The organism is Candidatus Acidianus copahuensis (genome assembly GCF_000632495.1).
GTDB lineage: Archaea > Thermoproteota > Thermoprotei_A > Sulfolobales > Sulfolobaceae > Acidianus > Acidianus copahuensis.
Genome location: NZ_JFZT01000044.1, coordinates 1 through 20,771 on the forward strand (window position 1 = coordinate 1; position 20,771 = coordinate 20,771).

22 protein-coding genes are annotated in these 20,771 nt (G+C 35.1%); 11 read left to right on the top strand and 11 right to left on the bottom strand.

Translation table 11 applies throughout. The features are described from left to right. Window positions 1–643 (bottom strand): cbb3-type cytochrome c oxidase subunit I (locus CM19_RS06845; RefSeq protein WP_048099717.1); only part of this gene is annotated, 643 nt, incomplete at its 3' end. A gap of 186 nt (window positions 644–829) precedes the next feature. On the opposite strand from CM19_RS06845, the gene CM19_RS06850 reads away from it, so the two are divergent. Beyond that, complete coding sequence (locus CM19_RS06850) at window positions 830–1,669, top strand: enoyl-CoA hydratase/isomerase family protein (protein ID WP_235185645.1); 840 nt, start codon at window positions 830–832, stop codon at window positions 1,667–1,669. Here the strand turns inward: CM19_RS06850 and CM19_RS06855 are convergent. Together CM19_RS06855 and CM19_RS06860 are read right to left on the bottom strand one after the other, a co-directional pair. Continuing rightward, on the bottom strand, window positions 1,646–2,641 hold the full coding sequence (locus CM19_RS06855) for an ABC transporter permease (protein WP_048099718.1): 996 nt from the start codon (window positions 2,639–2,641) through the stop codon (window positions 1,646–1,648). The genes CM19_RS06850 and CM19_RS06855 overlap by 24 nt on opposite strands. Then, window positions 2,641–3,363 (bottom strand): ABC transporter ATP-binding protein, encoded by a 723-nt coding sequence (locus tag CM19_RS06860; RefSeq protein WP_048099719.1) that lies wholly within the window; start codon window positions 3,361–3,363, stop codon window positions 2,641–2,643. The genes CM19_RS06855 and CM19_RS06860 overlap by 1 nt, the downstream gene beginning before the upstream one ends. 30 nt (window positions 3,364–3,393) lie before the next feature. On the opposite strand from CM19_RS06860, the gene CM19_RS06865 reads away from it, so the two are divergent. From CM19_RS06865 to CM19_RS06880, 4 genes are all read left to right on the top strand, one after another. Next, entirely contained in the window at window positions 3,394–4,344 is a 951-nt protein-coding gene (locus tag CM19_RS06865) for an AIR synthase-related protein (RefSeq protein ID WP_048099720.1), read from the top strand. Then, window positions 4,307–4,789 (top strand): NTP transferase domain-containing protein, encoded by a 483-nt coding sequence (locus CM19_RS06870; protein ID WP_048099721.1) that lies wholly within the window; start codon window positions 4,307–4,309, stop codon window positions 4,787–4,789. The genes CM19_RS06865 and CM19_RS06870 overlap by 38 nt, the downstream gene beginning before the upstream one ends. Window positions 4,790–4,828: 39 nt before the next feature. After that, window positions 4,829–5,521 (top strand): DUF1614 domain-containing protein, encoded by a 693-nt coding sequence (locus CM19_RS06875; RefSeq protein WP_048099866.1) that lies wholly within the window; start codon window positions 4,829–4,831, stop codon window positions 5,519–5,521. A gap of 655 nt (window positions 5,522–6,176) precedes the next feature. Next, the gene (locus CM19_RS06880) at window positions 6,177–6,731 is read left to right on the top strand and encodes a thiamine-phosphate synthase family protein (RefSeq protein WP_048099867.1); all 555 of its coding nucleotides are present in this window, start codon (window positions 6,177–6,179) and stop codon (window positions 6,729–6,731) included. Here CM19_RS06880 and CM19_RS06885 read toward each other — a convergent pair. Continuing rightward, on the bottom strand, window positions 6,708–7,166 hold the full coding sequence (locus CM19_RS06885; RefSeq protein ID WP_048099722.1) for a PadR family transcriptional regulator: 459 nt from the start codon (window positions 7,164–7,166) through the stop codon (window positions 6,708–6,710). The genes CM19_RS06880 and CM19_RS06885 overlap by 24 nt on opposite strands. Before the next feature lie 672 nt (window positions 7,167–7,838). Between CM19_RS06885 and CM19_RS06890 the strand changes: the two genes are divergently transcribed. Continuing rightward, a complete protein-coding gene (locus CM19_RS06890; RefSeq protein WP_048099723.1) occupies window positions 7,839–8,906 on the top strand; it encodes an NAD(P)/FAD-dependent oxidoreductase in 1,068 nt (355 codons plus the stop codon). 35 nt (window positions 8,907–8,941) lie between these two features. Here CM19_RS06890 and CM19_RS06895 read toward each other — a convergent pair whose 3' ends face one another. Beyond that, complete coding sequence (locus CM19_RS06895; RefSeq protein ID WP_048099724.1) at window positions 8,942–9,355, bottom strand: hypothetical protein; 414 nt, start codon at window positions 9,353–9,355, stop codon at window positions 8,942–8,944. Further along, on the bottom strand, window positions 9,352–10,011 hold the full coding sequence (locus CM19_RS06900) for a ParA family protein (protein WP_048099725.1): 660 nt from the start codon (window positions 10,009–10,011) through the stop codon (window positions 9,352–9,354). The genes CM19_RS06895 and CM19_RS06900 overlap by 4 nt, the downstream gene beginning before the upstream one ends. A 912-nt stretch (window positions 10,012–10,923) precedes the next feature. Here CM19_RS06900 and CM19_RS06905 point away from each other — a divergent pair. The 3 genes from CM19_RS06905 to CM19_RS06915 all read left to right on the top strand — a co-directional run bounded on the left by CM19_RS06905 (window position 10,924) and on the right by CM19_RS06915 (window position 14,250). Beyond that, window positions 10,924–12,567 (top strand): cbb3-type cytochrome c oxidase subunit I, encoded by a 1,644-nt coding sequence (locus CM19_RS06905; protein WP_048099726.1) that lies wholly within the window; start codon window positions 10,924–10,926, stop codon window positions 12,565–12,567. A 233-nt stretch (window positions 12,568–12,800) separates the two neighbouring features. Then, on the top strand, window positions 12,801–13,259 hold the full coding sequence (locus tag CM19_RS06910) for a hypothetical protein (RefSeq protein ID WP_048099727.1): 459 nt from the start codon (window positions 12,801–12,803) through the stop codon (window positions 13,257–13,259). A gap of 37 nt (window positions 13,260–13,296) precedes the next feature. Next, window positions 13,297–14,250 (top strand): VIT1/CCC1 transporter family protein, encoded by a 954-nt coding sequence (locus tag CM19_RS06915; RefSeq protein ID WP_048099728.1) that lies wholly within the window; start codon window positions 13,297–13,299, stop codon window positions 14,248–14,250. Window positions 14,251–14,340: 90 nt separating this feature from the next. Here the strand turns inward: CM19_RS06915 and CM19_RS06920 are convergent, their stop codons facing one another. The 3 genes from CM19_RS06920 to CM19_RS06930 all read right to left on the bottom strand — a co-directional run bounded on the left by CM19_RS06920 (window position 14,341) and on the right by CM19_RS06930 (window position 17,033). Then, the gene (locus tag CM19_RS06920) at window positions 14,341–15,135 is read right to left on the bottom strand and encodes a hypothetical protein (RefSeq protein WP_048099729.1); all 795 of its coding nucleotides are present in this window, start codon (window positions 15,133–15,135) and stop codon (window positions 14,341–14,343) included. A gap of 84 nt (window positions 15,136–15,219) precedes the next feature. Further along, entirely contained in the window at window positions 15,220–15,933 is a 714-nt protein-coding gene (locus tag CM19_RS06925; RefSeq protein ID WP_048099730.1) for a carbon-nitrogen hydrolase family protein, read from the bottom strand. Next, window positions 15,930–17,033 (bottom strand): CBS domain-containing protein, encoded by a 1,104-nt coding sequence (locus CM19_RS06930; RefSeq protein ID WP_048099731.1) that lies wholly within the window; start codon window positions 17,031–17,033, stop codon window positions 15,930–15,932. Before CM19_RS06930 ends, CM19_RS06925 begins: the two co-directional genes overlap by 4 nt. A 65-nt stretch (window positions 17,034–17,098) precedes the next feature. On the opposite strand from CM19_RS06930, the gene CM19_RS06935 reads away from it, so the two are divergent. Further along, window positions 17,099–18,133, top strand: a complete 1,035-nt coding sequence (locus CM19_RS06935) for an arginase family protein (protein WP_048099732.1) — start codon at window positions 17,099–17,101, stop codon at window positions 18,131–18,133. On the opposite strand, the gene purT is transcribed toward CM19_RS06935, so the two are convergent. Beyond that, window positions 18,122–19,309: a formate-dependent phosphoribosylglycinamide formyltransferase gene (gene purT / locus CM19_RS06940; RefSeq protein WP_048099733.1), complete on the bottom strand. Its 1,188-nt coding sequence runs from the start codon at window positions 19,307–19,309 to the stop codon at window positions 18,122–18,124. The two genes, CM19_RS06935 and purT, sit on opposite strands and share 12 nt — an antisense overlap. 56 nt (window positions 19,310–19,365) lie before the next feature. After that, window positions 19,366–19,953 carry a hypothetical protein gene (locus CM19_RS12565; RefSeq protein ID WP_052349481.1) on the bottom strand — a complete coding sequence of 196 codons (588 nt, stop codon included), beginning with the start codon at window positions 19,951–19,953 and terminating at the stop codon, window positions 19,366–19,368. 36 nt (window positions 19,954–19,989) lie between these two features. Here CM19_RS12565 and CM19_RS06950 point away from each other — a divergent pair, with 36 nt between their 5' ends. Beyond that, window positions 19,990–20,637, top strand: a complete 648-nt coding sequence (locus tag CM19_RS06950; RefSeq protein WP_048099734.1) for a hypothetical protein — start codon at window positions 19,990–19,992, stop codon at window positions 20,635–20,637. Window positions 20,638–20,771: the final 134 nt, after the last annotated feature.

Below are 20,771 nucleotides of genomic sequence, written 5' to 3' on the forward strand. Positions count from 1 at the left end.
AACCTATCGCTATCATTAAGGAAGTCATTAAAGCAAATACTGCAAATATTGGAAGTTTTTCTTTCATCCCCCTACTCGCTATGTAGTAATGATATATTAACCAAATAACGAAGATGTAAGTTCCTATATCCATCAGCTCGTAACCTATGAACCAAAGAGGGCTGACAACATATTGGGAATAATTAGGGATACCAATGGGATTCATGTAATACCAACCAGTTGCGCCAAAGTAGTTATCATTAAATGATGGAAATGCAACAATTGGTCCCTCAAGTAGCATAAAAGAGATGTTAAATAGGATAAAACCTATGTTTAGGAACCATTTGGCCTTTGGTTGTAAGTTTAATAATCTAAACGAGAGGAAGATGAAAAGAGCTACTTCTAGTTGAACTGCAAAGCCAAACAGATCTCTAACTCCGTGAAGGGTTATTGATCCGTAGTATTCCTGAGAGGTAATAACTAAGCTTTGCGTTAACCCCCAAGAAGCTTCCTGTATTCTAGCCATTAAAGCGTCAATAATGCCTAACATTCCCCAGATTAGGCTCATCACTATCATTGCCATAGTTATTCTACTTACCCAGTCCTTGTCTAGCTGAAATATTGCGTTTATCAGTGTGAATAGAGGATTAGAACGCGTAGACATGAGCTAATGCTATCTTTAATGGTATATATCATTTATTTAAGATCAAATATATACTTTTTTAAAACCTTTTTAAGTAAAAACTTAACAATAGGGATTAAGTTATAAATATATCAATCTTTAATGTTTATTTATTATTAAAGCAGTTTATCTATATACCAAGAAGAATGGAATAACTTATCGCTATTATTGCTTAAATTGTTAGATGTTCAAAACGATCAGTATAATAATTTATTTCTCGAGAAAACTAAGGGAATTATGGGTTTACTAATAGATTTTAGAGGAAATTTAGCAAAGGTCACGTTCAATTCTGAGTCTAAATTTAATATGTGGAATGTAAAGACAATGAAAGAGCTTCTTGACTTTTTAGGAGATGTAGAGAAGAGAAGAGAAATTAAATACGTTTTGTTTAATGGAAATAACGGGAATTTCGGTAGTGGAGCTGATATAAGGGAACTAAATGTTGCATCTAAAGATAGAGAATTTGCCTCTTCATTCTTCGGATATATGAAAGATATTTATCTGAAGTTGATATCCTTAGATAAAATAACAATAGGAGCTGTTGAAGGTATAGCTTACGGTGCTTCTCTAGAAATGTTACTATTTTTAGATTTCGTTATAGCGCATAAAGATTCCAAATTTGCTGCTCCTGGGGGTAAAATAGGAGTCTTTCCTCCCGCATTAATAACAGTAGGTCCATATATCATAGGTTTCCAGAACGTAAAAAAAATGGCTATGCTTGGAGAGGAAATAAGTGCAGATCAAGCTAAGACAATTGGCCTAGTTACAGAAGTAGTTGAAAATTTAGATCAAGGAATCAGCTATTTACTTGGCAAATTATCAAACTTTGCACCATCATCATTAGTTCTGATGAGAAAGGAACTTTCACGCTATTTAGTTAGAGATATGGAGGAGGCTTTCACCAATTTAGTAATCCAGGTAGGTAGTGACGATGCAAGAGAGGGTATAAACGCATTTTTGGCTAGGGTAAAACCTTCATGGGCTTCAGTCAGCTTCTCTAAGTCTTAGAGTCTTACCTCCTAACATAACTAGAACCAATGTAAGAAGGAATATGTACAAAATATTAAAGGGGGAAGGAGGTACCCTATAAACTATTAGTCCCCTTATGATATCGTTTAGGATAGAAACTGGCTGATATTCTACTATATATCTTATTATTCCTGGAAAGTCAACTGTTGGGAAGAATGCATTGCTTAAAAAAATGAGAGGAAAGGTTATAATGTTTGCCGCTATCTGCGAGACAAAGATTTTTTCCTTCGGAGTTATTCCTACAATAACTGCTCCTAATCCTGAGAACGTTAATGTTCCTAAGAGTAAAAATACTATGAAAAGAACGCCAATAGCTGGTATAAACCCTAGGGCAATACCTAAGAGGAATAATGGAACAATTGATATCAGAGTTATTACAAGCTCATATATCATTAGGCTGATTACCCACTCATGATTCTTTAATGGAGAAGCTGCTAATCTATCAACTAGTTTATCTCTATAATAGCCTGTAGATACTCCAGTTACTCCAAACACTCCATTTGATAGAGCTATTACCCCGATCATACCTGATATTACGAATTCTGACCCGGTAAAACCTTTTCCTGAATATAGGGTAAATACCATAGATGAATCATTACTTTTATACTCCAAAATAAGGGCTTTAAGGGAAGGCACAAGGTAACCGTAATTAGAAGGATAATATATTATAGTATCATTTTTGCTTACGTTAACAACAAAGTAATTATGAAGAAGAGCACTATGAACACTAATGTTACTAGTAATTCCAATGAACATTGCACTTGTATTTAGGAATCTTCCAAGACCTTGCTGGTTAACTACAACTGTCTCGACAGTATGATTTACAGCGCCAAAAGCGAAAGCAAATATCATAGCTAAGAATAGTGGAAAGGCTATTACAAAGAATATAGTTGTTTTATTGCTTAGGTTATCCTTTATTATCGCCTTTGCGGTGTAAATTATCCTCCTCATTACTCTTCGCCTAGACTCTCCATAAGTGCCAGATAGGCCTCTTCCAATGAGGACTTTTCAAATTCCTTCATAATTAACTCGGGTGTTGAACTCCTTATGATTTTCCCATTGTACATTATCGCAACCTTATCTGAGAGTTTTTGAGCCTCGTCTAAGTAGTGAGTAGTCAGTAGCACGGTTATACCTTTATTTTTAAGCTCTTTTATTGTATTCCAAAGATCTCTTCTTGATTTTGGATCTAATCCTACTGTAGGTTCATCAAGGTAAATTAAGCTAGGTTTTCCAACTAATGCACAAGCTATAGCTACTCTTCTCTTGTATCCTCCAGAGAGTTTTTTAAATCTGGTATTAGCGTATTCTATAAGACCTAATTTACTTAATGTTTCCTCTACAGAGCTATTTCCTTTTCCATATAATTCTGCAAAGTATCTTGCATTATCCTTTACGCTCAAATCTGAAAAACCTTGGAACTCTTGAGGTACAATACCAACAGATTCCCTAATCTTCTGGCATTGAGAAGGTATTGAATATCCTAATACCTCAATCTTCCCCCTTGTAGGTTTATCAATACAAGAGAGAATTTTAACTGTGGTAGTCTTTCCAGCTCCATTTGGACCTAAGATAGAAAATATTTCTCCCTCATTCACGGAGAATGTGAGACCCTTTAACACCTCCTTTTCATCATAATACTTCCATAGGTCTTCAACCTTAATAGCTTCCATATTTATTTATGTGAATAGTATAAAGTTAATGTGTCTTTTGGTAAGATTCCCTTAGATTCAATACCAGGAATACCTATAGGCGATTGTGTAATTTGTCCTGAAGTAGGGGAAGATGATGCAGTTCTTATAGCTGATAAACCATATATTGTTACGCATTCAGATCCTATTACCGAATCAAGCGATGATGCAGGATTTTTGGCTGTTGCAGTATCTTGTAACGATGTTAACATGAAGGGAGTTCCTTGTAGGTGGGTTTTAACTACTATCCTTTTATCTAAGAGGGAAAATTTAGAAGGTGAGATCTCAGGGATAAGAGAGGCATGTTCTATTATTGGTTGTCATGTTGTAGGGGGTCATACTGAAGTTACAAGGGGAATAGATAATGATATAGTCATATCAACTGCTATCTCTCTATCAGAAAAAGTTATTAGCGTTAAGGACGCAAGAGCTGGAGATTACGTAGTTATGGTAGGAAGCGCAGGAATAGAAGGTACTTGGATATTAAGTCATATGGAGGATTTGCTACTATCAAAGGGAGTAAGCAAGGAAACCATAATTAGAGCAAAAGAATTTAAAAAGAGAATTATAGTTCAGGATAGAGCCCTTAAGGTTTCAGACGTAGTTATAGGTATGCATGATGCTACAGAGGGAGGAGTTTTACAAGATCTTCTGGAGATCTCTAGACTTTCTAAACTCAGAGTAGAAGTTGATCCTTCGAAAATACCGGTTGAAAAAGAAACCCTTGAAATATCGAAGGTTCTCTCTATAGACTACCTAAGGCTTATCTCTTCTGGTTCATTCGTTGTCGTTACTAGATTTCCTGAGGAAGTTATAAGAAGAGTTGGGGGAAGTGTAATAGGAAGATTAGAAAAGGGAGAGCCAGCGTTATATCTTAAAGGTATTGGAGAGTTTAGAGAGAACTTTGAGGAGGAGCTTATTAGAGTTGAAGGCAATTATAATGGCTGGAGGAAAAGGAACTAGGTTATCTCCGATGAAGCCTTTCCTAGAGGTATGCGGAAAACCGATGATACAACGAGTTTATGATATTGCTCATAAATTCGCAGAGACAGTGTTTATTGCTACTGTTCCAAGTAATCCGGTTTACATTGAAATAGTAAAGACATTCAATAATGTAATCTTAACTAGTGGAAAGGGTTATGAGTTTGACGTTATAGAGGCAATTAATAGGGTGGGATTTCCTGTCTTGGTTTTTCCTTCAGATACGCCATTCATTCCGGATAGGGCTATCTATACTTTGCTAGCTTGTCAAAGAGATATATGTACTTTATTTTCCAGGGGAAAATACGTCGGAATAAGTTTCTGGAGAAAGTTTGGAGATGATTATGAAGACGTTGCTATAGACTATGAAATAAGTAACGTAAATACCAAAGAAGATTTAGAGAAGATAAATAAATCATGTATATAGATAGCATTGAGAATAATAGTTTACTCTCCTGTAAGGGGTATGTTATTTCCAATCTATGTACTATTAGGTCTTATACTTCTTTTTATTTCAATGGGTTATTTTAGGGATGTTCTCTCCTTTGTTGGAGTCAATAGCAAGTTTTCTTACTTGCTTGCCTTTGAGGTCTCAGTTCTTAGTCTATCATTAAGTCCAGTAAACCTAGTAGTAAAGGAAGTGAAGAGGATAGCCAAAATTCCTAGTTACGACGTAGTATACGTTTTTGGAATTCCATTCTATATACCTAGATTATCACATACTTACGCTACTACATTGATTGCCTTAAATTTTGGAGGGGCCATAATGCCTTTAATACTCTCTCTAACTTTAATGTATTTTACATTTCATTATATTGTTCTTATATTATTTGCTACTTTATTTTTAATAATCATCTCTAAGATATTATCAAAGGTGATAGAAGGAGTCGGAGTAGTAATGCATCCAATAGTTCCACCTTTATTTGCAGTATTAATAAGTTACATATTATTCATGGGAAAGCCGGAACTTATACCAGTATCCGCTTATATAAGCAGCGTTTTAGGGACATTAATTGGAGCAGATTTGCTCAACTTGAGGAAAATACTTGACTCATCTCCTCAAATAGTTAGCATAGGCGGAATGGGAAGTTTTGATGGTATATTCTTGTCTGGGTTATTTTCTATTGTAATAGGAGAAATTTTAATTTCTCTCCTGTAAATAAGGTAAAATATTACTAGATTTACAAGTTAATTGTAATTGAAAACCTCGATCTTTAGATCGCGTATGAAAGGGCATACAGAACTTCCTTAATCATTCGATGCTTACCCATTTAACAAGATGCCCACTGTAGTATCCCGTTTTAGATCTTATCCTAACTACTCATTAGTAAGGGCGTTAAAAACCCCGTTAGCGTGTGAGATATACAACACACTACGGTGTAGATCAATCTACTTTTATAGAAAAAAAGGTTAAGTAAAAATTCAACTAAGGTAGTTAGCCCTTGATCTGAGAAAGCAAAATAAAGAGGATAAACAACTCTATTCTCAGACAGTACAGAGAATTGCAGACCGTTTTCATGACGGGTTAAAGAGGTTCCTAGAGATAATCGAATTTTCTTCTATGAAAGTTATGGTTACGTCGCAGACCGCGATTTAGTCGGTTCCCTTAACGTTTTGTCCCGTCTGGCGGGGGAGTAACCTTAGATCCTGTGTAGTTGACCCCCTTCTACCTTGGTCAAGGCAAGGGTTGACGATAAAGCAGGAAGCTCCACACTGTAGTGCAGGGTAGATCACAAATTAAGATAAAACAATTAACAATTTATGCGTGAGTTTCGAATGCTAGCTTTAAAGGCTGATATATGATTATTATTGTGATGGCAGCGCAATTATCTGAAAGAGATCTAGTTTTAAAGGAGCTAAAAGAAGCTGCGGATTATTTTGTATCCAATGAAAAATCCTATATTCTTATCCCAGAGATAAGAACAAATTTGGGCTTTGCAATCTCTAATCCTAAAGATGAAAAGGATGTTGCAGCCTTTCCTGGAAGGTTAACGGTAGCTTTTGGGAGAGTGATTTATTGTTTACCCCCAGCTTTTGGAGCTTCGGATCACGTTGCAAGGATAATCTTAACGGCAATGAAATATAATAAATCATTAAGATCTGCAATAAATTTAAAATATTTACCGAATGTTATTAAAAGACTAGAGGACGTATATTTCTTTGATAGGAAAAGTGAACCGGAGGAGAGTAAGCAAATGGAAGGTCACACAATGAACTTTATGGTTAAAATGGCCTATGAAAGTCTTGGCCATATACCTCAGTACTTGGTCGATCTGGGTGACTACGGAAAAGAACCAGGGATATTTATATTGTCCAGCAATCCTACTGATGTTGTAAAGAAATCTTTACTCCTTCTTAACTCCCTCTAGAACAGCTTCTATCTTTTTCCTACAGTCATCTATTACAGTCATTACTTCATTAAACGTCTTTTCGTCCTTGAGTATTTCCTTATAGTTATATAATGTTAGTCCAATGTCAAAGAGAGATCTAGTGAGTTTTCTATATTGATTGTTTTGACTGAAAAAATTCTTAGCTTCTTCTTTCATCTCCTTATATGTTGAACGACCAGAATCTGTTATTACATAAATTTTCTTTCCATCAACATTGTCAACTTTTACTAGACCTTCTGAGACCAGACTTTTTATAACCGGATATACAGATCCAGGACTGGGCTTGTAAAGACCGCTAAACTTTTTCTCAATAGTCTTAATTATTTCATATACGTGCATAGGTCTTTCATTAAGTGCGTCAAGTATTAGTAGTTTTAGCCTACCTTTCCTAAGTCTTTCGATGTTTGTCTTCATGTCCTACACTCTACTCTTTATGGATACTTGTTTTATCTATCATATGAGTTTTTCCCTTCCCAAATACTATTCAGGTTTCCTCTAGTTAAGAACCATAACTGGAGCCTGTTCAGCTATTTATATGAAAGTCCTGGAATTAACTACTTAATGCTATATATGACTCGTTTTGCGTCTTGCATGTTTATTTTTAAAGGTTTGGGAAGTGAAGCAGTTTCAGATTCTAGGTAACAAAAGGCCCTTAAGTTGATTATCATTTTTATGACTAATCCTACACCGATGAAGCACAACGCAAAAAGGTGCAGGGCGATAGATGTCTGAAGGGATAAACGTCGTTGATCCAGATCCTGGATCCCACACTGGAGGTGGTTGTCCCACCATCAAAGGTGAGTGAGAGGGGAAAGTCCTAAAGGACTAAAATACAATGAACAACCTAAAGCCCTCTAGGGATAAACGGTTAGAGAACTAAGGTGAATCTGATAGTTACCCGGAGAGTATCAACTTATTGAGATTTTTGGATAAAGTATAAATATAGTAAAAACATTTCATTATGGCATATAAATTTCTTAAAACATTTCATGAATCTGTAATATATAATTTTTTTATAATTAATTAAATCATGTTTTAACTCTAAGAAGTATAGTGTTTAAATATTTACAGTTACAAGCCATAATAATGAAAAGAGTAGTTGTAGTTGGAGGAGGAAACGCGGGTTCTATAGTAGCTAATAAGTTATCAAAAAAAGGTCTAGATGTTAAGGTAATAGAACCACTAGAATATCACTTATATCAACCTGGGATCATAGACTATGCCCTAGGCAAAGTAGATAAATCAGAAATTACAAAACAAACTAGTGAAGTTCTGTCTACGTGGATAAAAAATAAGGTTACTAAAGTAGACCTAGAAAATCATACTGTAAACTTAGCCAATGGAGAAAAAATGGAGTACGAGTATTTAGTAATTTCTGCAGGAGTTAAGTCTTCTCATCCACAAGGATTTCCAGAATGGCATAGTTTAGAAGGAGCAGAAGAGATAAAAAGGCAAATCGATAATTTTGAGGGAAAGAGAATAGTCATCGGTTCATATGGAATAATAAAATGTCCAGCAGCACCTTTTGAGCTATCATTTATGTTGAAAGAAAGATTTCCTAAGGCTGAGATAACCTTACTAAATCCTGTTGTCTCTCCACCACCTATTCAGAAACCTATGGCAGAAATACTAGGAAAAAGGTCACATGAAAATGGTATTAATGTAATTCGTGGATTTAAAATTTCTGAAGTAAGAAAAGATGAAAAGACAATATTTTCCGAGAATGGGGATAAAGTGGAATATGATCTAGCTTTTATAGATGGGCAAATTAAGGCCTCAGAAGAATTTAAGGATCTAACAGATAACTCAGGTTTAATTCCTGTTGACAAGAACAGTATGAAAGTAAAAGACTTAGATAATGTGTTTGCAATAGGCGACATTACCAATATAATTTCCCCTCCTAAAACCGGAGCTATAGCCCACTTTGAGGCAAATTTTGTAGTTAAATCGATATTATCTGATATTTATGGATCCGGGAAAACTAGGTTTAATGGAGATGCTGCATGTGCAGTTTATACTGGGAACGGTTTAGGTTCTTTTATATATATGAACTACGAGAAAAGTTTTGCCTTAGGTCCTAATAAATTCTTTGCAAATCTAAAGACAAAATTTGGTAATATGTATTGGAGAACTATAAGGGGAGAATTGCTTTAATGAAATAGGTTATTTAGAAAAGAATACTCCTGAGACTACCTTACTTTGTTTTTGTATATATCTATTGCCCTATCAAATAATTCTGGATATAGTTGCCTCAGACCTATTTCTAGCGCTTCTTTTGCTACTTTACCTATTCTGAAACCTGGTTTAGTATTATAGAGGTATTGTAATACTAGGAAAGCAGGGTAGCTCCATACACCTATTTTTGGATCTTTTTCAAGAAATTTATTCATTATTTCCTCTATAGAGTCTATACTCTTTTCTCCACTTTCTTGTTTTTTCTCTCCATTTTCTTCAGTATAGTTTAAGGGATCTGAACTCTTCTCTTCAGTCTTTACATTATAGTCTTCTCTCTTCTCTTGATTTTCCTCTTCTCTCTTCTCTATTTTCTCTATTTTCTCCTCTGAAGATTTCTTTTTCTTTAGTAAGAAATCTAGTTCACTCACTCTAGAATCGCCTTTGATAACTCTTCATAGAAGCGTATTAACTTTGGTTTCTTCATTCTGATCTCTTCATATCTAGAGGCTGGAACTCCGAGTCTAGAGGCTTCAATAAAGATTTTAGACTGAGGAACGGATATTTTCAGAAAATTTACTGACTGTAAGTTAATCTCGATTGGTTTTGCAGACATATTAGTAAATGCCATTGCCTTTTTCTCTAGACTTTGTAGTCTACTATCTAGATTTTTTGCAGCCTCCATTGCTAAGGGCTGCGGTGTTACTGGAGAAAGTATCTTATCTGCAGCTATCATAGAAGCTAGAGCTAATGTCCCCAAGTTTGGGGGCGTGTCTATAACTAGTAAGTCGAAGCTCTTAGCGATATTTTTTAGGCTATTTGTAACTTCCTCCACATCTCCATTAAGTTCCATCTTAAGAAGACCAAGATGAGAGGGAAATAATTCTACATTGAATATATTTACACTTTTTCCCCCAAGAGGAATCTCCTTCTTCTCTCTCTTTAATCCGAAAGAAGTAGTTGTACCTCCTTCTGGATCCATATCTATTAAGCCCACGTTTTTATTCCTTGATAAGATGTAAGCCAGGTTAACTGCTGTAGTAGTCTTTCCTACTCCCCCTTTCTGATTAATTACCGTGACTATCATGTCTAGAGTATTCAAAGAATATCGTTTAAAAGGCAAATAAGGAAATAATACGAAGAGTCAGTAGTCTAGAGAGATATTTGTCTTAATGAAATGCAGAAGAACTATCAGTAGAATGGGGTCGTGAAGCAGTTTCAGATTCTAGGTAACAAAAGGCCCTTAAGTTGATTATCATTTTTATGACTAATCCTACACCGATGAAGCACAACGCAAAAAGGTGCAGGGCGATAGATGTCTGAAGGGATAAACGTCGTTGATCCAGATCCTGGATCCCACACTGGAGGTGGTTGTCCCACCATCAAAGGTGAGTGAGAGGGGAAAGTCCTAAAGGACTAAAATACAATGAACAACCTAAAGCCCTCTAGGGATAAACGGTTAGATATATTCTTAAATAGATTATATACGATTTTATTTTTTAATATATTTTCTTAAAATTATTAAGAGAAGAATTTATGATCTCTGTGAGATTGTGCTATATTCATGGAACGTAGGGAACTTATTGTGATCTCTTCTGTAAAACCTCTAGTATTCAGAGTTTGTTGGAATCATCATACAAAGCACACTTTCCTGTAGCGAGAAGAAGATCGCCAGAAGACTAAGGTAGAAGACTAACAAAAGATCTGGCAGTTCACTTAGCTAATATTGGTAAAGTGTTTTCTTGTATGAAATGATACCTGATATATGATTTAACAAATTGTTTGGAATCGCTTTATATCTTAATGTTCACAGCATTAGTGCAGTTAAAATTTAACAGTTGTTATTTTACTAAACCAAAGTATATAATGCTTGAACTTTTAGTAACGTTTATTTATTATCTTAATTCTATTTTTTATTTTCATTTTTAAGCTAGTTTTCAAAATAACTTATACTCTATTCTAATGTAATTTTTATAATAAGCTGATTAACGTTTTAACAATGAATTATCATAATCGTTCTAATCCTCTATTCACACTGATAAACGCAATATTTCAGCTAGACAAGGACTGGGTAAGTAGAATAACTATGGCAATGATAGTGATGAGCCTAATCTGGGGAATGTTAGGCATTATTGACGCTTTAATGGCTAGAATACAGGAAGCTTCTTGGGGGTTAACGCAAAGCTTAGTTATTACCTCTCAGGAATACTACGGATCAATAACCCTTCACGGAGTTAGAGATCTGTTTGGCTTTGCAGTTCAACTAGAAGTAGCTCTTTTCATCTTCCTCTCGTTTAGATTATTAAACTTACAACCAAAGGCCAAATGGTTCCTAAACATAGGTTTTATCCTATTTAACATCTCTTTTATGCTACTTGAGGGACCAATTGTTGCATTTCCATCATTTAATGATAACTACTTTGGCGCAGAAGGCTGGTACTATCTTAGCCCATTAGGTTTACCAGGAAGCTCACAGTATGTTGTAAGCCCATTATGGTATTTTGGTTACGAGCTGATGGATATAGGAACTTACATCTTCGTTATTTGGTTAATATATCATTACTACATAGCGAGTAGGGGGATGAAAGAAAAACTTCCAATATTTGCAGTATTTGCTTTAATGACTTCCTTAATGATAGCGATAGGTTGGAGTGGAGAGTTAGCAGCCAATACATGGGACATACTAGCCTACTATCATATTACCGGCTTAGACGTTATAGCAAATCAGATATCATGGGGGATTCTATGGCATTCAATAGTGTACATTGTATGGATGCCAGCAATAGCGTCAATGTATTACTTGATCCCAATGTTAGCGAATAAACCACTATATAGCGATAAACTGGGTAGAGTATCCGCATTGCTTTATCTAATATTCTCGAATAACGTACCAATACACCACTTATACATGGTAGATTTACCTGCTTCAATAAAGATTTTTGAAGAGATACTAACTTACGCTGTAGTCGTTCCATCAATGATGACGTTCTTTAACCTGTGGGCTACTGTAAAAGGTGCAACGTTTAAGCCTAACTTAATCTCTGTATGGATAGCAATAAGCTTTGCAGGAGCTATAGCTGCAGGAGTTACAGGAATAGCAAACGGGGATATTGCTTTTGATTCCATTATTCATAACAGTATGTGGGTCCCTGCTCATTTCCACGCAATGATATGGTTCTCAATAGTTCCAGCAGGATTTGCCACTTTGTATCTCGTTGTCCCAATGATTACGGGTAAAATGTGGTACTCCGCTAAGATGGGATGGACTCATATGATAGGCTATATGCTTGGCACAGTAATGGTTGATGTTGGTTTCATGTATATCGGGTTAGCTGGACTTGTTAGAAGAGCTGAAATATACCCGTTAACTCCAACATATGTTGCAGGAGAGGTACTATCAACTGTTGGTTCTATAATTGCAGATCTAGCTACGCTTCTTTGGTTAGGCAACTTAGTACTTACTTTACTTAAGGGAAGAAATGCTAACGTTGAGGGATTATCAGTAGGAGATGTAGTATCAACTGTCGCGATGCAACTAGGAAGTGAAGGGATTTCGCCTATGAGATTGGCTACTCCACTAAGAGGTCTAGTACATAAACAAGTCGTAACAAGGATAAGGCATCTGAAACTTCATAATAAATAAATAATTTTTTTTAATAGAATATATGAAAGACTTTGTCCTTAAGGACTATAATATTAAGGTCTAAGTGTAGTTAGGATAAAAAAATTGTTTCTAAATAAAGATCTTTAAAAGAGAGACTTAAGTTAGTATCGTGAAAAAAGTACAAAAATATTCCCTATTTTAGAAGCAATTGGTGTTATCATAAAGTAAAAGCATAATATGGAAAATTCACGATAAAGTAATGAAGAGTCTTAATGTCGGAGGAATATTTTCTTAAATATAATGGAGATCAAGTTTTTGTTGTTCTTCTTGGGTACTCTGGAAATAAAACATATCTTTACTATCCTAAGGGAGATGCGATATTTATCGTTTCAGATGATGGCGTATCGCTTAAAGAAATAGATCAAGTTATAGGTAGTGCGCCGGCTGGGTTTAAATTATCCGAACCGAAGGAAATCTGGGATAAGATAAAAAGTAGACAGGTCACTTGGTATATAGAAGGGAAAGAGGTTGTTTCCGATAATGTCTACGTAGTCACGAAATCAGAGATAGGGTATAAGAAAGCTGAAGAATTTTCCCCAAATAGATTGAAGTATTATATCCTTAAGGAACAAAATCCGTGGGACTACGCAAACTGGTGCTGTGTTCTAATAGTTTCAAAAAATGATGTTCAAAATTTACCATCTAGTTTTACGAAGATTACTATTGATTAGAATAACTTTTAAATAAGACTTACTAAAATATCTTCTTATGGAAGAGATGATTAAGAAGAACTATAGAGAAGAACTCTTTGGATATATGTTTTATAAAGAGCTTGCTAATGACGAAAAGAACCCTAAGGTAAAGGAAGTACTTGAAGAACTTGCTGAGGGGGAGAAAAAACACTCTGAATTTTGGAAGGAAGTAGCAGAGAAAAGAAATGTAATCATTGGTGAATTAGGTTGGTTTTCATCTCTAAAGCTAAAGATCATGAAGTTTTTGAGAAGGGTATTAGGTCTACCGATAGTTCTAAAAATTGCTGAGATGGGAGAAATAAACGATTCAGAGAAATATAAAGAGCTTTCAAAAGCAGAGGGTTTTAGCGATACAGAAAAGCAGAGACTCTCATCCATAATGATGGAAGAGCTAGCTCACGAAGATATCTTAATTAGTGCCCAAATAAATATAGATAACGTTAGGAATGCCATATATGCTGTTAGTGATGGATTAATTGAAGTTTTAGCTGGAGTATCAGGTTTAGCAGGTATATTTAATATACCTCTATATGTGGGGTTAGGTGGACTTATAGTTGGGATATCTGGAACAATTTCTATGAGTATAGGAGCATATTTATCCTCAAGTTCAGAAAGCGATATAGAGAAATCTTCTAGAAAAAAGATGAAGGAATTAGGGTCAGAAGTTAAGCAAACTATAGAAAATAAGCCCAAGGAAAGCGTAACTACAACGGCTATCTTCTATATTTTGGGCGCTCTAATTCCGGTAATGCCATTTCTTTTAGGAGCTGGGGGGTTAACAGGTCTTGTTATAGCCTATGTTATAACCGGTATTGCTACTCTTATAGTTGGAAGTATGATTGGGATATTAAGTGACGTAAACCCATTTAAAAAAGGTATACAGATGACATCTTTAGCAATTAGTGCTGCTATTGCTACTCACTTATTAGGTATAGCGTTTCATATTATTGAGATTATTTTACTAATTTAATCTCCATCAGTTAAGAAGTATGTTTTTACTCTATTTTCATTATTAAAAAGAATTTCAACGTTTAATTATTTATACTACAAAGATAAAAGCTTATATGGAGGCTATTTTCCAAGCTATACTTTTGAGGATTTCCTCCTTTATTATTCCCTTAGTTTTAACGTCATAATAAAGGAAAGCTTTTTCCCTTAGTGTTAACGTATCTCCTCTTAATACGTTGTCACTTTTAGCTAGCCCTCTTATCACGTCAATTAGGACATTATCTTCCTTTCTCCTTATTTCAATTATATTGTCGTTCTCGACATTATTGGCGATAATAGCCGATAACAACATATACTTTCCAGGTAACATAAGGTAAGAAACTATTTGTCTAGACTCTTCCATCTTCTCTACAGACCTATAGTCCATAAAGATGTTTCTTTTCTTATCCTCATTAATTATTACTCCTTTTTCTACTTCTATGATTAGATCATCCTCTATCTGAGACTTTATTGCATTTTCAATATCTGTAAATGTATTATACTTCATAAAAACTAGTCTGAACTTTCCTTCCAAAGGTATAATGAGAGGAGGTACTTTATCATTATCCTCAACCTTCACTTTAGTTTCTTCCGATAATGGAACTATATAGTATGGAAATAAGTTGGTAGGGAATATTTCTTTACTGTTTAGTATCTTCCTTACAAATGTTGTTCTCTCATATAAGAATTCGTCATATCTAGAAAACTCTTTTTCCAGTGTTTTTATCAAATTTCTAAGTAAATCATCTTCCAAATAAAAGGAGACCAGTGGAACTAATTCCTTCTTTTTTATATCATTCTTTATGTCAGAGATAATTGAGGCCATTCCAGGAATTTTTTCCAATTGGCTGAGGGATATAGGGTTCATCTAGTCATTAACTGCTATTACAATTAAAAGCTCACCTTAATATCTTTACTTTAATTTTAACGTTGTCAAGACGTATTAGTAGCTCTATCGTTCTTCTACTTCAAAGCTTGTAATTTCTTTCATTCTACTTATTCTTAAATTGAAATAACTTAAAGGATTTATTTCTGCTATTGCATAGCCCTCCTCATCTCCTAACTCTATTATAGTCTTAAGCACAACGATATCACCAGATTTTTCTGGGACAACAATAAAACTTTTACCCGGGTAAAAGGGCGGACTATACACGTTTGCGTTTACTACCGATACTCTATTCTCTAGAGCCCTGACTCTCAGGTATTCTTTCCATATATCATATCCGTTTGACGTTATTTTAGATGGAATAAGAAAGATTTCGGTTCCTCTCATAAAAGAGGCTCTAGCTATTTCTGGGAAGTCTGCATCATAACACACTATTACTGAAAACTTTATTCCTCCATACGAAAAAACAATGAGTTTATCTCCTGGTAAAAGCTTTTCTTTCTCTTTTCCGAAAAGATGTATCTTTTTAGCTATAGCTAATATATTTCCTCTAGAGTCTATAATTGGCGCAATTATTGAAACTCCATCATCTACAGCACCTGGTATAATATAAGATGTATATTTAAGAGCAAGTCGCTGAAATTCCTTAATTGGTAATTCTTCTAAGGATTTAACCCACTTCTCTGGTAGTAGGACTAACTGAGCCCCCTCCTTAAGAGCTGACTCAGTTAGATCTACTCCACTTTTAGCTGAAAGAGGTTGTACTATGGCTATTTTCAAATCTCTTCTTCCTTTGACACTTTCTTGTTTTGCAACCTCTTAATCTTTTTAACTATATTGTTCTCAACTTTTTCGACAGCTTTCTTAACTGCAACTATGGGATCCCAGTCTGTCTCACTTGCAATAAAGTTGCCTTGTTTTGTAGAAACTGTAACAGTACTCTTATAAAGGGTCTTATTCTGACTCTTAGCAGCCTCCTTAAAAGATACCTTAAAATTTATTATGTCCGTTATTTTTTCCAATTTACTAAGGTATCTTTCGACTACAGCGTCTATCTCAGCTTTTGTAGTGTTGCTTGTTAATCCAGAGGCCAACTTAGCTTGAATTGGCATACTAAGATTATACTTTTTCTCTAAGGATTTGATTATATCTATTCCACTTATAACTCCAGCGATAAAATCCCCTTCCATAACTGGTGCTCCCGAAATACCTTTTTTCACTAAGAGTTCAGCTACTTTTTTCAGTGGATCTGAACCATTTACGGTGATTACGGGGGATGTCATTATCTCCTTTATAGGCATAGCCATTATTCTTTCTTCCTCTGTTAGTATAGATGCCTTTTTCTTCTCAGAAACAGAATAAAGGGAATTTACTATATCTCTAGAACTAACTATACCCTCTAACTTCTTCTCATTAACTACTGGTAATCTAGATATGCTATCCCTTATCATTATCCATCTGGCTCTTGCTACTGACTCCTCTGAAGATATTGAAAGTGCAGGTGAATTCATATATTCTCTTGTTTTATTATCTGGCAATTGATCGGTATCTATAAGATACCTTAAAAGGGACTCTCTAGTAATAATTCCAATCATTTCCCTATTCTTGTTAATTACAGGAACTGCTCTAGCCTTAGTTGTATAAAATTTCGCAATAACTTTAGGGAAGTCATCGTCTTCATTTAAGCTAATTGAAGGAGAGGATATTGTAATAATTTTTGCTTCTGGGCTAACCCTTCTCTTCATTAAATCCTTATATGAAATAAGACCTACTAACTTCTTATGAAGAACTACTGGCACCACCCATTGATTCTCCTCTTTCATTTTTGCTATTACTTCCCTTAATCTATCCTGAGGATCTGCTACAACTTTTGGTTCCATCACGATTTCTTCAATCAAGGTTCTCGCGTCTAATCTTTTATAATTAGAAATTAAAACTTCTATGGATGCATAAAACAGCGTTCATTTGGAGTGACAGTTATTTGGATTACTCATTCCCAGGAACTCACCCATTTAAGTCTTTAAGAGAATCTATGGCAAAGAGGTTAATGGAAGAGAGAAGTTTCTTTCACGAGCTTGATGTTCTAAAACCTCAGCCAGCTACTCGACAGGAATTGGAAATTGCACACGATCGATCCTACATAGACCAAGTAAAGATGTTAAGTGATATAGGTCAAGGTATGTTAGATGAAGGAGACACTCCTGTGTTCAAAGGTATTTATGAGTCCGCCTTGATTAGAGTAGGTGGTAGTATATCAGCTTTGAAATCGATCGATAGTGGTTATCAACATGCTATTAACATAGGTGGAGGATTTCACCACGCTAAAAGAAGTAGAGCTGAAGGCTTTTGCGTGTTTAACGATGTAGCTATAATAGCGAAAATAGCCGAGAAAAAGTACAGAACTGCTATTGTAGATATCGATGGTCACCACGGCGATGGGACTGAGGAGTTACTTAAAAACGATAACATCCTAAAAGTTTCTCTCCATATGTTTCATAGAGGATTCTTTCCAGGAACTGGAAATTTAGAAGATAACGATGAAAAAACTGTTAATATTCCACTGCCTCCTGGTACTGCGGATGACGCATATCTTTTAGCTTTTAATGAAATAGCCATGCCTATATTGGAAGAGTATAGACCAGAATTATTAATAATAATGGAAGGAGGAGATTCTCATTTTGACGATCCACTTGTTGAACTAAAGCTTAGTACACACGGTTATCTAAATGTTATAAAAGAGCTTCATTCCCTTTCCCATAAAGTGTCAGGTAAGATCATATTACTTGGCGGTGGAGGATATAATTACGATGCAACTGCCCGTACCTGGGTAATCTCAATTGCAGAGCTAACCGGAATTCAGTCAATAGAAGTAGATACTCTTCACGATTGTTGCAATACATTTTCTTCCCCATTTGTTATGGAGAAGGTTAAAGATACTATACAAAAAATAAAGCAGGTAAGAAAAAATTTAGCCCACTAAAATTATGGATGAAGCTTTTCTAGCCCTCTCTATTGCTTCATTTGTGTCTTTTCCAGTAGCTAATACAACTCCCATTCTTCTATGTTCGTAAGAATATGGTTTCCCAAATAACCTTATTTGAACTCCAGGAATGTTAAGGGCCTTATCTATATTAATAAATTTAGGGTTCCATTTACTTGTTTGAGCTAAAATAACATGGGAAGCTGCAGGAGAAACTATATCTACTTGAGGAGTTGGTAAACCTATTGCACTTCTAACGTGAACTTGAAATTCACTTATGTTCTGGCTAGCCATAGTCACCATTCCTGTATCATGCGGTCTGGGAGAGACTTCGCTAAAAAGAACTCTATCTCCTGATTTTATTATCTCTACACCAAATACTCCCACGCCACCTAACTCCTCGACAATTTTTAGCGCGTAATCTTTTGCCAGTTGTATTGTTTTATCATCAACAGTTGATGGTTGCCATGATTCCACATAAAAATAGCTAGGTCTTTTGTGTTCAATTGGGGAAAACGTGTTCATTTTGATTCCTGATTCAGTAGGATATCTATAAGTTAGTACTGTAAGTTCTGTATCAATTTTTACATATTCTTCAACAATAACTCTACGTCCTTTTCCTCTGGCATGGGAAATAGACTCACGATAACCGTTTTCCACATCTTCTTCTTTAGAAACAAGAACATGTCCATGTCCACTAGAGCTCATTTCAGGCTTTATTAGGCATGGAAATCCAACGTCTTTACATATTTTCTTTGCTTCTTCCTCATTTTCAGCGAAACCGTATTTAGTTGTAGGGAGTCTGACTTTTTCTGCAGCAGTTCTTCTAAGGTCTATTCTATTCATACATATCTTTACTGCATTAGCGTTGGGTACAATTTTGTATCCAGAGTCTTCTAAATCTATTAAAGCTTCAGTATCTATGGCCTCAATTTCCGTTATTATTGCATCTGGGTTTTCTCTCTTTATGATAGACTTTACTGCCTCACCATTAAGCATATCTATAACGTACTTTCTATGCGCTACATGCATTGCAGGGGCCATATCGTATCTGTCAACTGCAACTGTTTCTATTCCCATTCTTTGAGCCTCTATTACAATTTCCTTTCCTAATTCTCCACTTCCTAAAAGCAAGACCTTCTTAGAGTCTTGCATTAAAGGCGTACTGATTTCCATGCAGATTATTACTTAGATAGAATAAAAAACATTATTAGTAAGTACAAAATTTTTACTTACTTAAGTAAAAGACGATCTACATAAGAGTAAATTCGTTTTCTGTCAATCAACGTATTAAACAAACATATCCAGTGAGGAGGAACTTTACATTGTGAAGTGTATGGAAAGACTATAATTCCTTTCTCGAATAATCTAGAGTATTCCTTGATTTGCGAAAAATTGTAAGAACCGACTTTTGCTTCTACTACTATCTTATCTTCTACAATAAAATCAGGCTTATTATGAGTTCTTTTCCCGGTAAACCTTGATACTGTCTGAAAGATCTCAGCTCCTCTTTTTACCTTATATTTTGCCTTAAGGATATCGTAAATATATTCCTCAAAGCTCATACCTATTAAACCGTTTAGCGGATATCCCAGATCCCTCAAAATGCTAAAAATCTGAAATTCAGAAGAATCAGCAACAGAATACTCTAGAATCTTCTGTATTCTCTCTGGCATATTCTTATTCTTAGCCTCACTAGGGCTAATCTTAACTTCTTTTCCTTCTATAAACATCTTTACGATTAGTCCATCTAATACGATTACAACATCATTACTACTTGTTGAGTTATCTATACGATCCTTTAATACGTAGATCTTCAAGATAGATTTATAAAAAATAAAGGTAGGTTAAAAATCGTGCTAATTGACTTAACCGACATAACATGGGGTATAGCGCTCACGATTTGGGTCGGATTTGTGACACTTTACCTTTCTAGAATTATAGCAGATAAAAAAGGTACATACGTAGCAAGAAAATTTATTCATATTCTAGGAGGAGGAGTAGTAGCAGTTCTGGGACCTTTCGTTTTTTCGTCTCCCTTAATTCCAATAATTCTCCCATATATATTAACGATTTACCTTTTACTTCATAGAAAGGGTAAGATGCTTTCATGGTTTCAAGATAAAGGAGATATGGGAGAAGTTTTCTTTACTTTTTCCTTTGGGACAATATTGCTTCTATCATGGGTTCTGATTCCAAGTTTTTGGGATCCTGGAAATAAATTACTTTACGTTGCTCTACTACCTTTATTTTACATGTCGTTTGGCGATGGCATTACAGGAATAATAAGAAACTATGTTTATGGCAAGAGAATGAAAGGGAACTGGGGTTCATTAGGAATGCTCGTACTTTGTGCAACTTTGGGTTATCTTCTTTTATCTTATGTAGGTTTGCTATCTGGGATTATTGCTACTGTTTTAGAGAAATATGGAAAACTGGATGATAATCTTACTGTCTCGTTTGGTACGTTTTTGTTTTTAATATTGACATTAAGGTTTCTTTGAATGTAAAGATTTATATAATATCCTGACTCCATCAAGAGGTTTGGGCTTTGCGGACACTTATTGTCATGTCCATAAAGATCTTGGACTTCACCGCGTTCTGAGCCTTTTTTCATCCACAAAAATAGATTCATGCC

What these genes read in the sequence shown, in the direction of transcription:
- CM19_RS06855 (WP_048099718.1), bottom strand. Translation starts at nt 2,641, where the DNA reads ATGAGGAGGATAATTTACACCGCAAAGGCGATAATAAAGGATAACCTA.
- CM19_RS06860 (WP_048099719.1), bottom strand. Translation starts at nt 3,363, where the DNA reads ATGGAAGCTATTAAGGTTGAAGACCTATGGAAGTATTATGATGAAAAG.
- CM19_RS06875 (WP_048099866.1), top strand. Translation starts at nt 4,829, where the DNA reads ATGTTATTTCCAATCTATGTACTATTAGGTCTTATACTTCTTTTTATT.
- CM19_RS06880 (WP_048099867.1), top strand. Translation starts at nt 6,177, where the DNA reads ATGGCAGCGCAATTATCTGAAAGAGATCTAGTTTTAAAGGAGCTAAAA.
- CM19_RS06885 (WP_048099722.1), bottom strand. Translation starts at nt 7,166, where the DNA reads ATGAAGACAAACATCGAAAGACTTAGGAAAGGTAGGCTAAAACTACTA.
- CM19_RS06890 (WP_048099723.1), top strand. Translation starts at nt 7,839, where the DNA reads ATGAAAAGAGTAGTTGTAGTTGGAGGAGGAAACGCGGGTTCTATAGTA.
- CM19_RS06900 (WP_048099725.1), bottom strand. Translation starts at nt 10,011, where the DNA reads ATGATAGTCACGGTAATTAATCAGAAAGGGGGAGTAGGAAAGACTACT.
- CM19_RS06905 (WP_048099726.1), top strand. Translation starts at nt 10,924, where the DNA reads ATGAATTATCATAATCGTTCTAATCCTCTATTCACACTGATAAACGCA.
- CM19_RS06910 (WP_048099727.1), top strand. Translation starts at nt 12,801, where the DNA reads ATGTCGGAGGAATATTTTCTTAAATATAATGGAGATCAAGTTTTTGTT.
- CM19_RS06915 (WP_048099728.1), top strand. Translation starts at nt 13,297, where the DNA reads ATGGAAGAGATGATTAAGAAGAACTATAGAGAAGAACTCTTTGGATAT.
- CM19_RS06920 (WP_048099729.1), bottom strand. Translation starts at nt 15,135, where the DNA reads ATGAACCCTATATCCCTCAGCCAATTGGAAAAAATTCCTGGAATGGCC.
- CM19_RS06930 (WP_048099731.1), bottom strand. Translation starts at nt 17,033, where the DNA reads ATGGAACCAAAAGTTGTAGCAGATCCTCAGGATAGATTAAGGGAAGTA.
- CM19_RS06935 (WP_048099732.1), top strand. Translation starts at nt 17,099, where the DNA reads ATGCATAAAACAGCGTTCATTTGGAGTGACAGTTATTTGGATTACTCA.
- purT (WP_048099733.1), bottom strand. Translation starts at nt 19,309, where the DNA reads ATGGAAATCAGTACGCCTTTAATGCAAGACTCTAAGAAGGTCTTGCTT.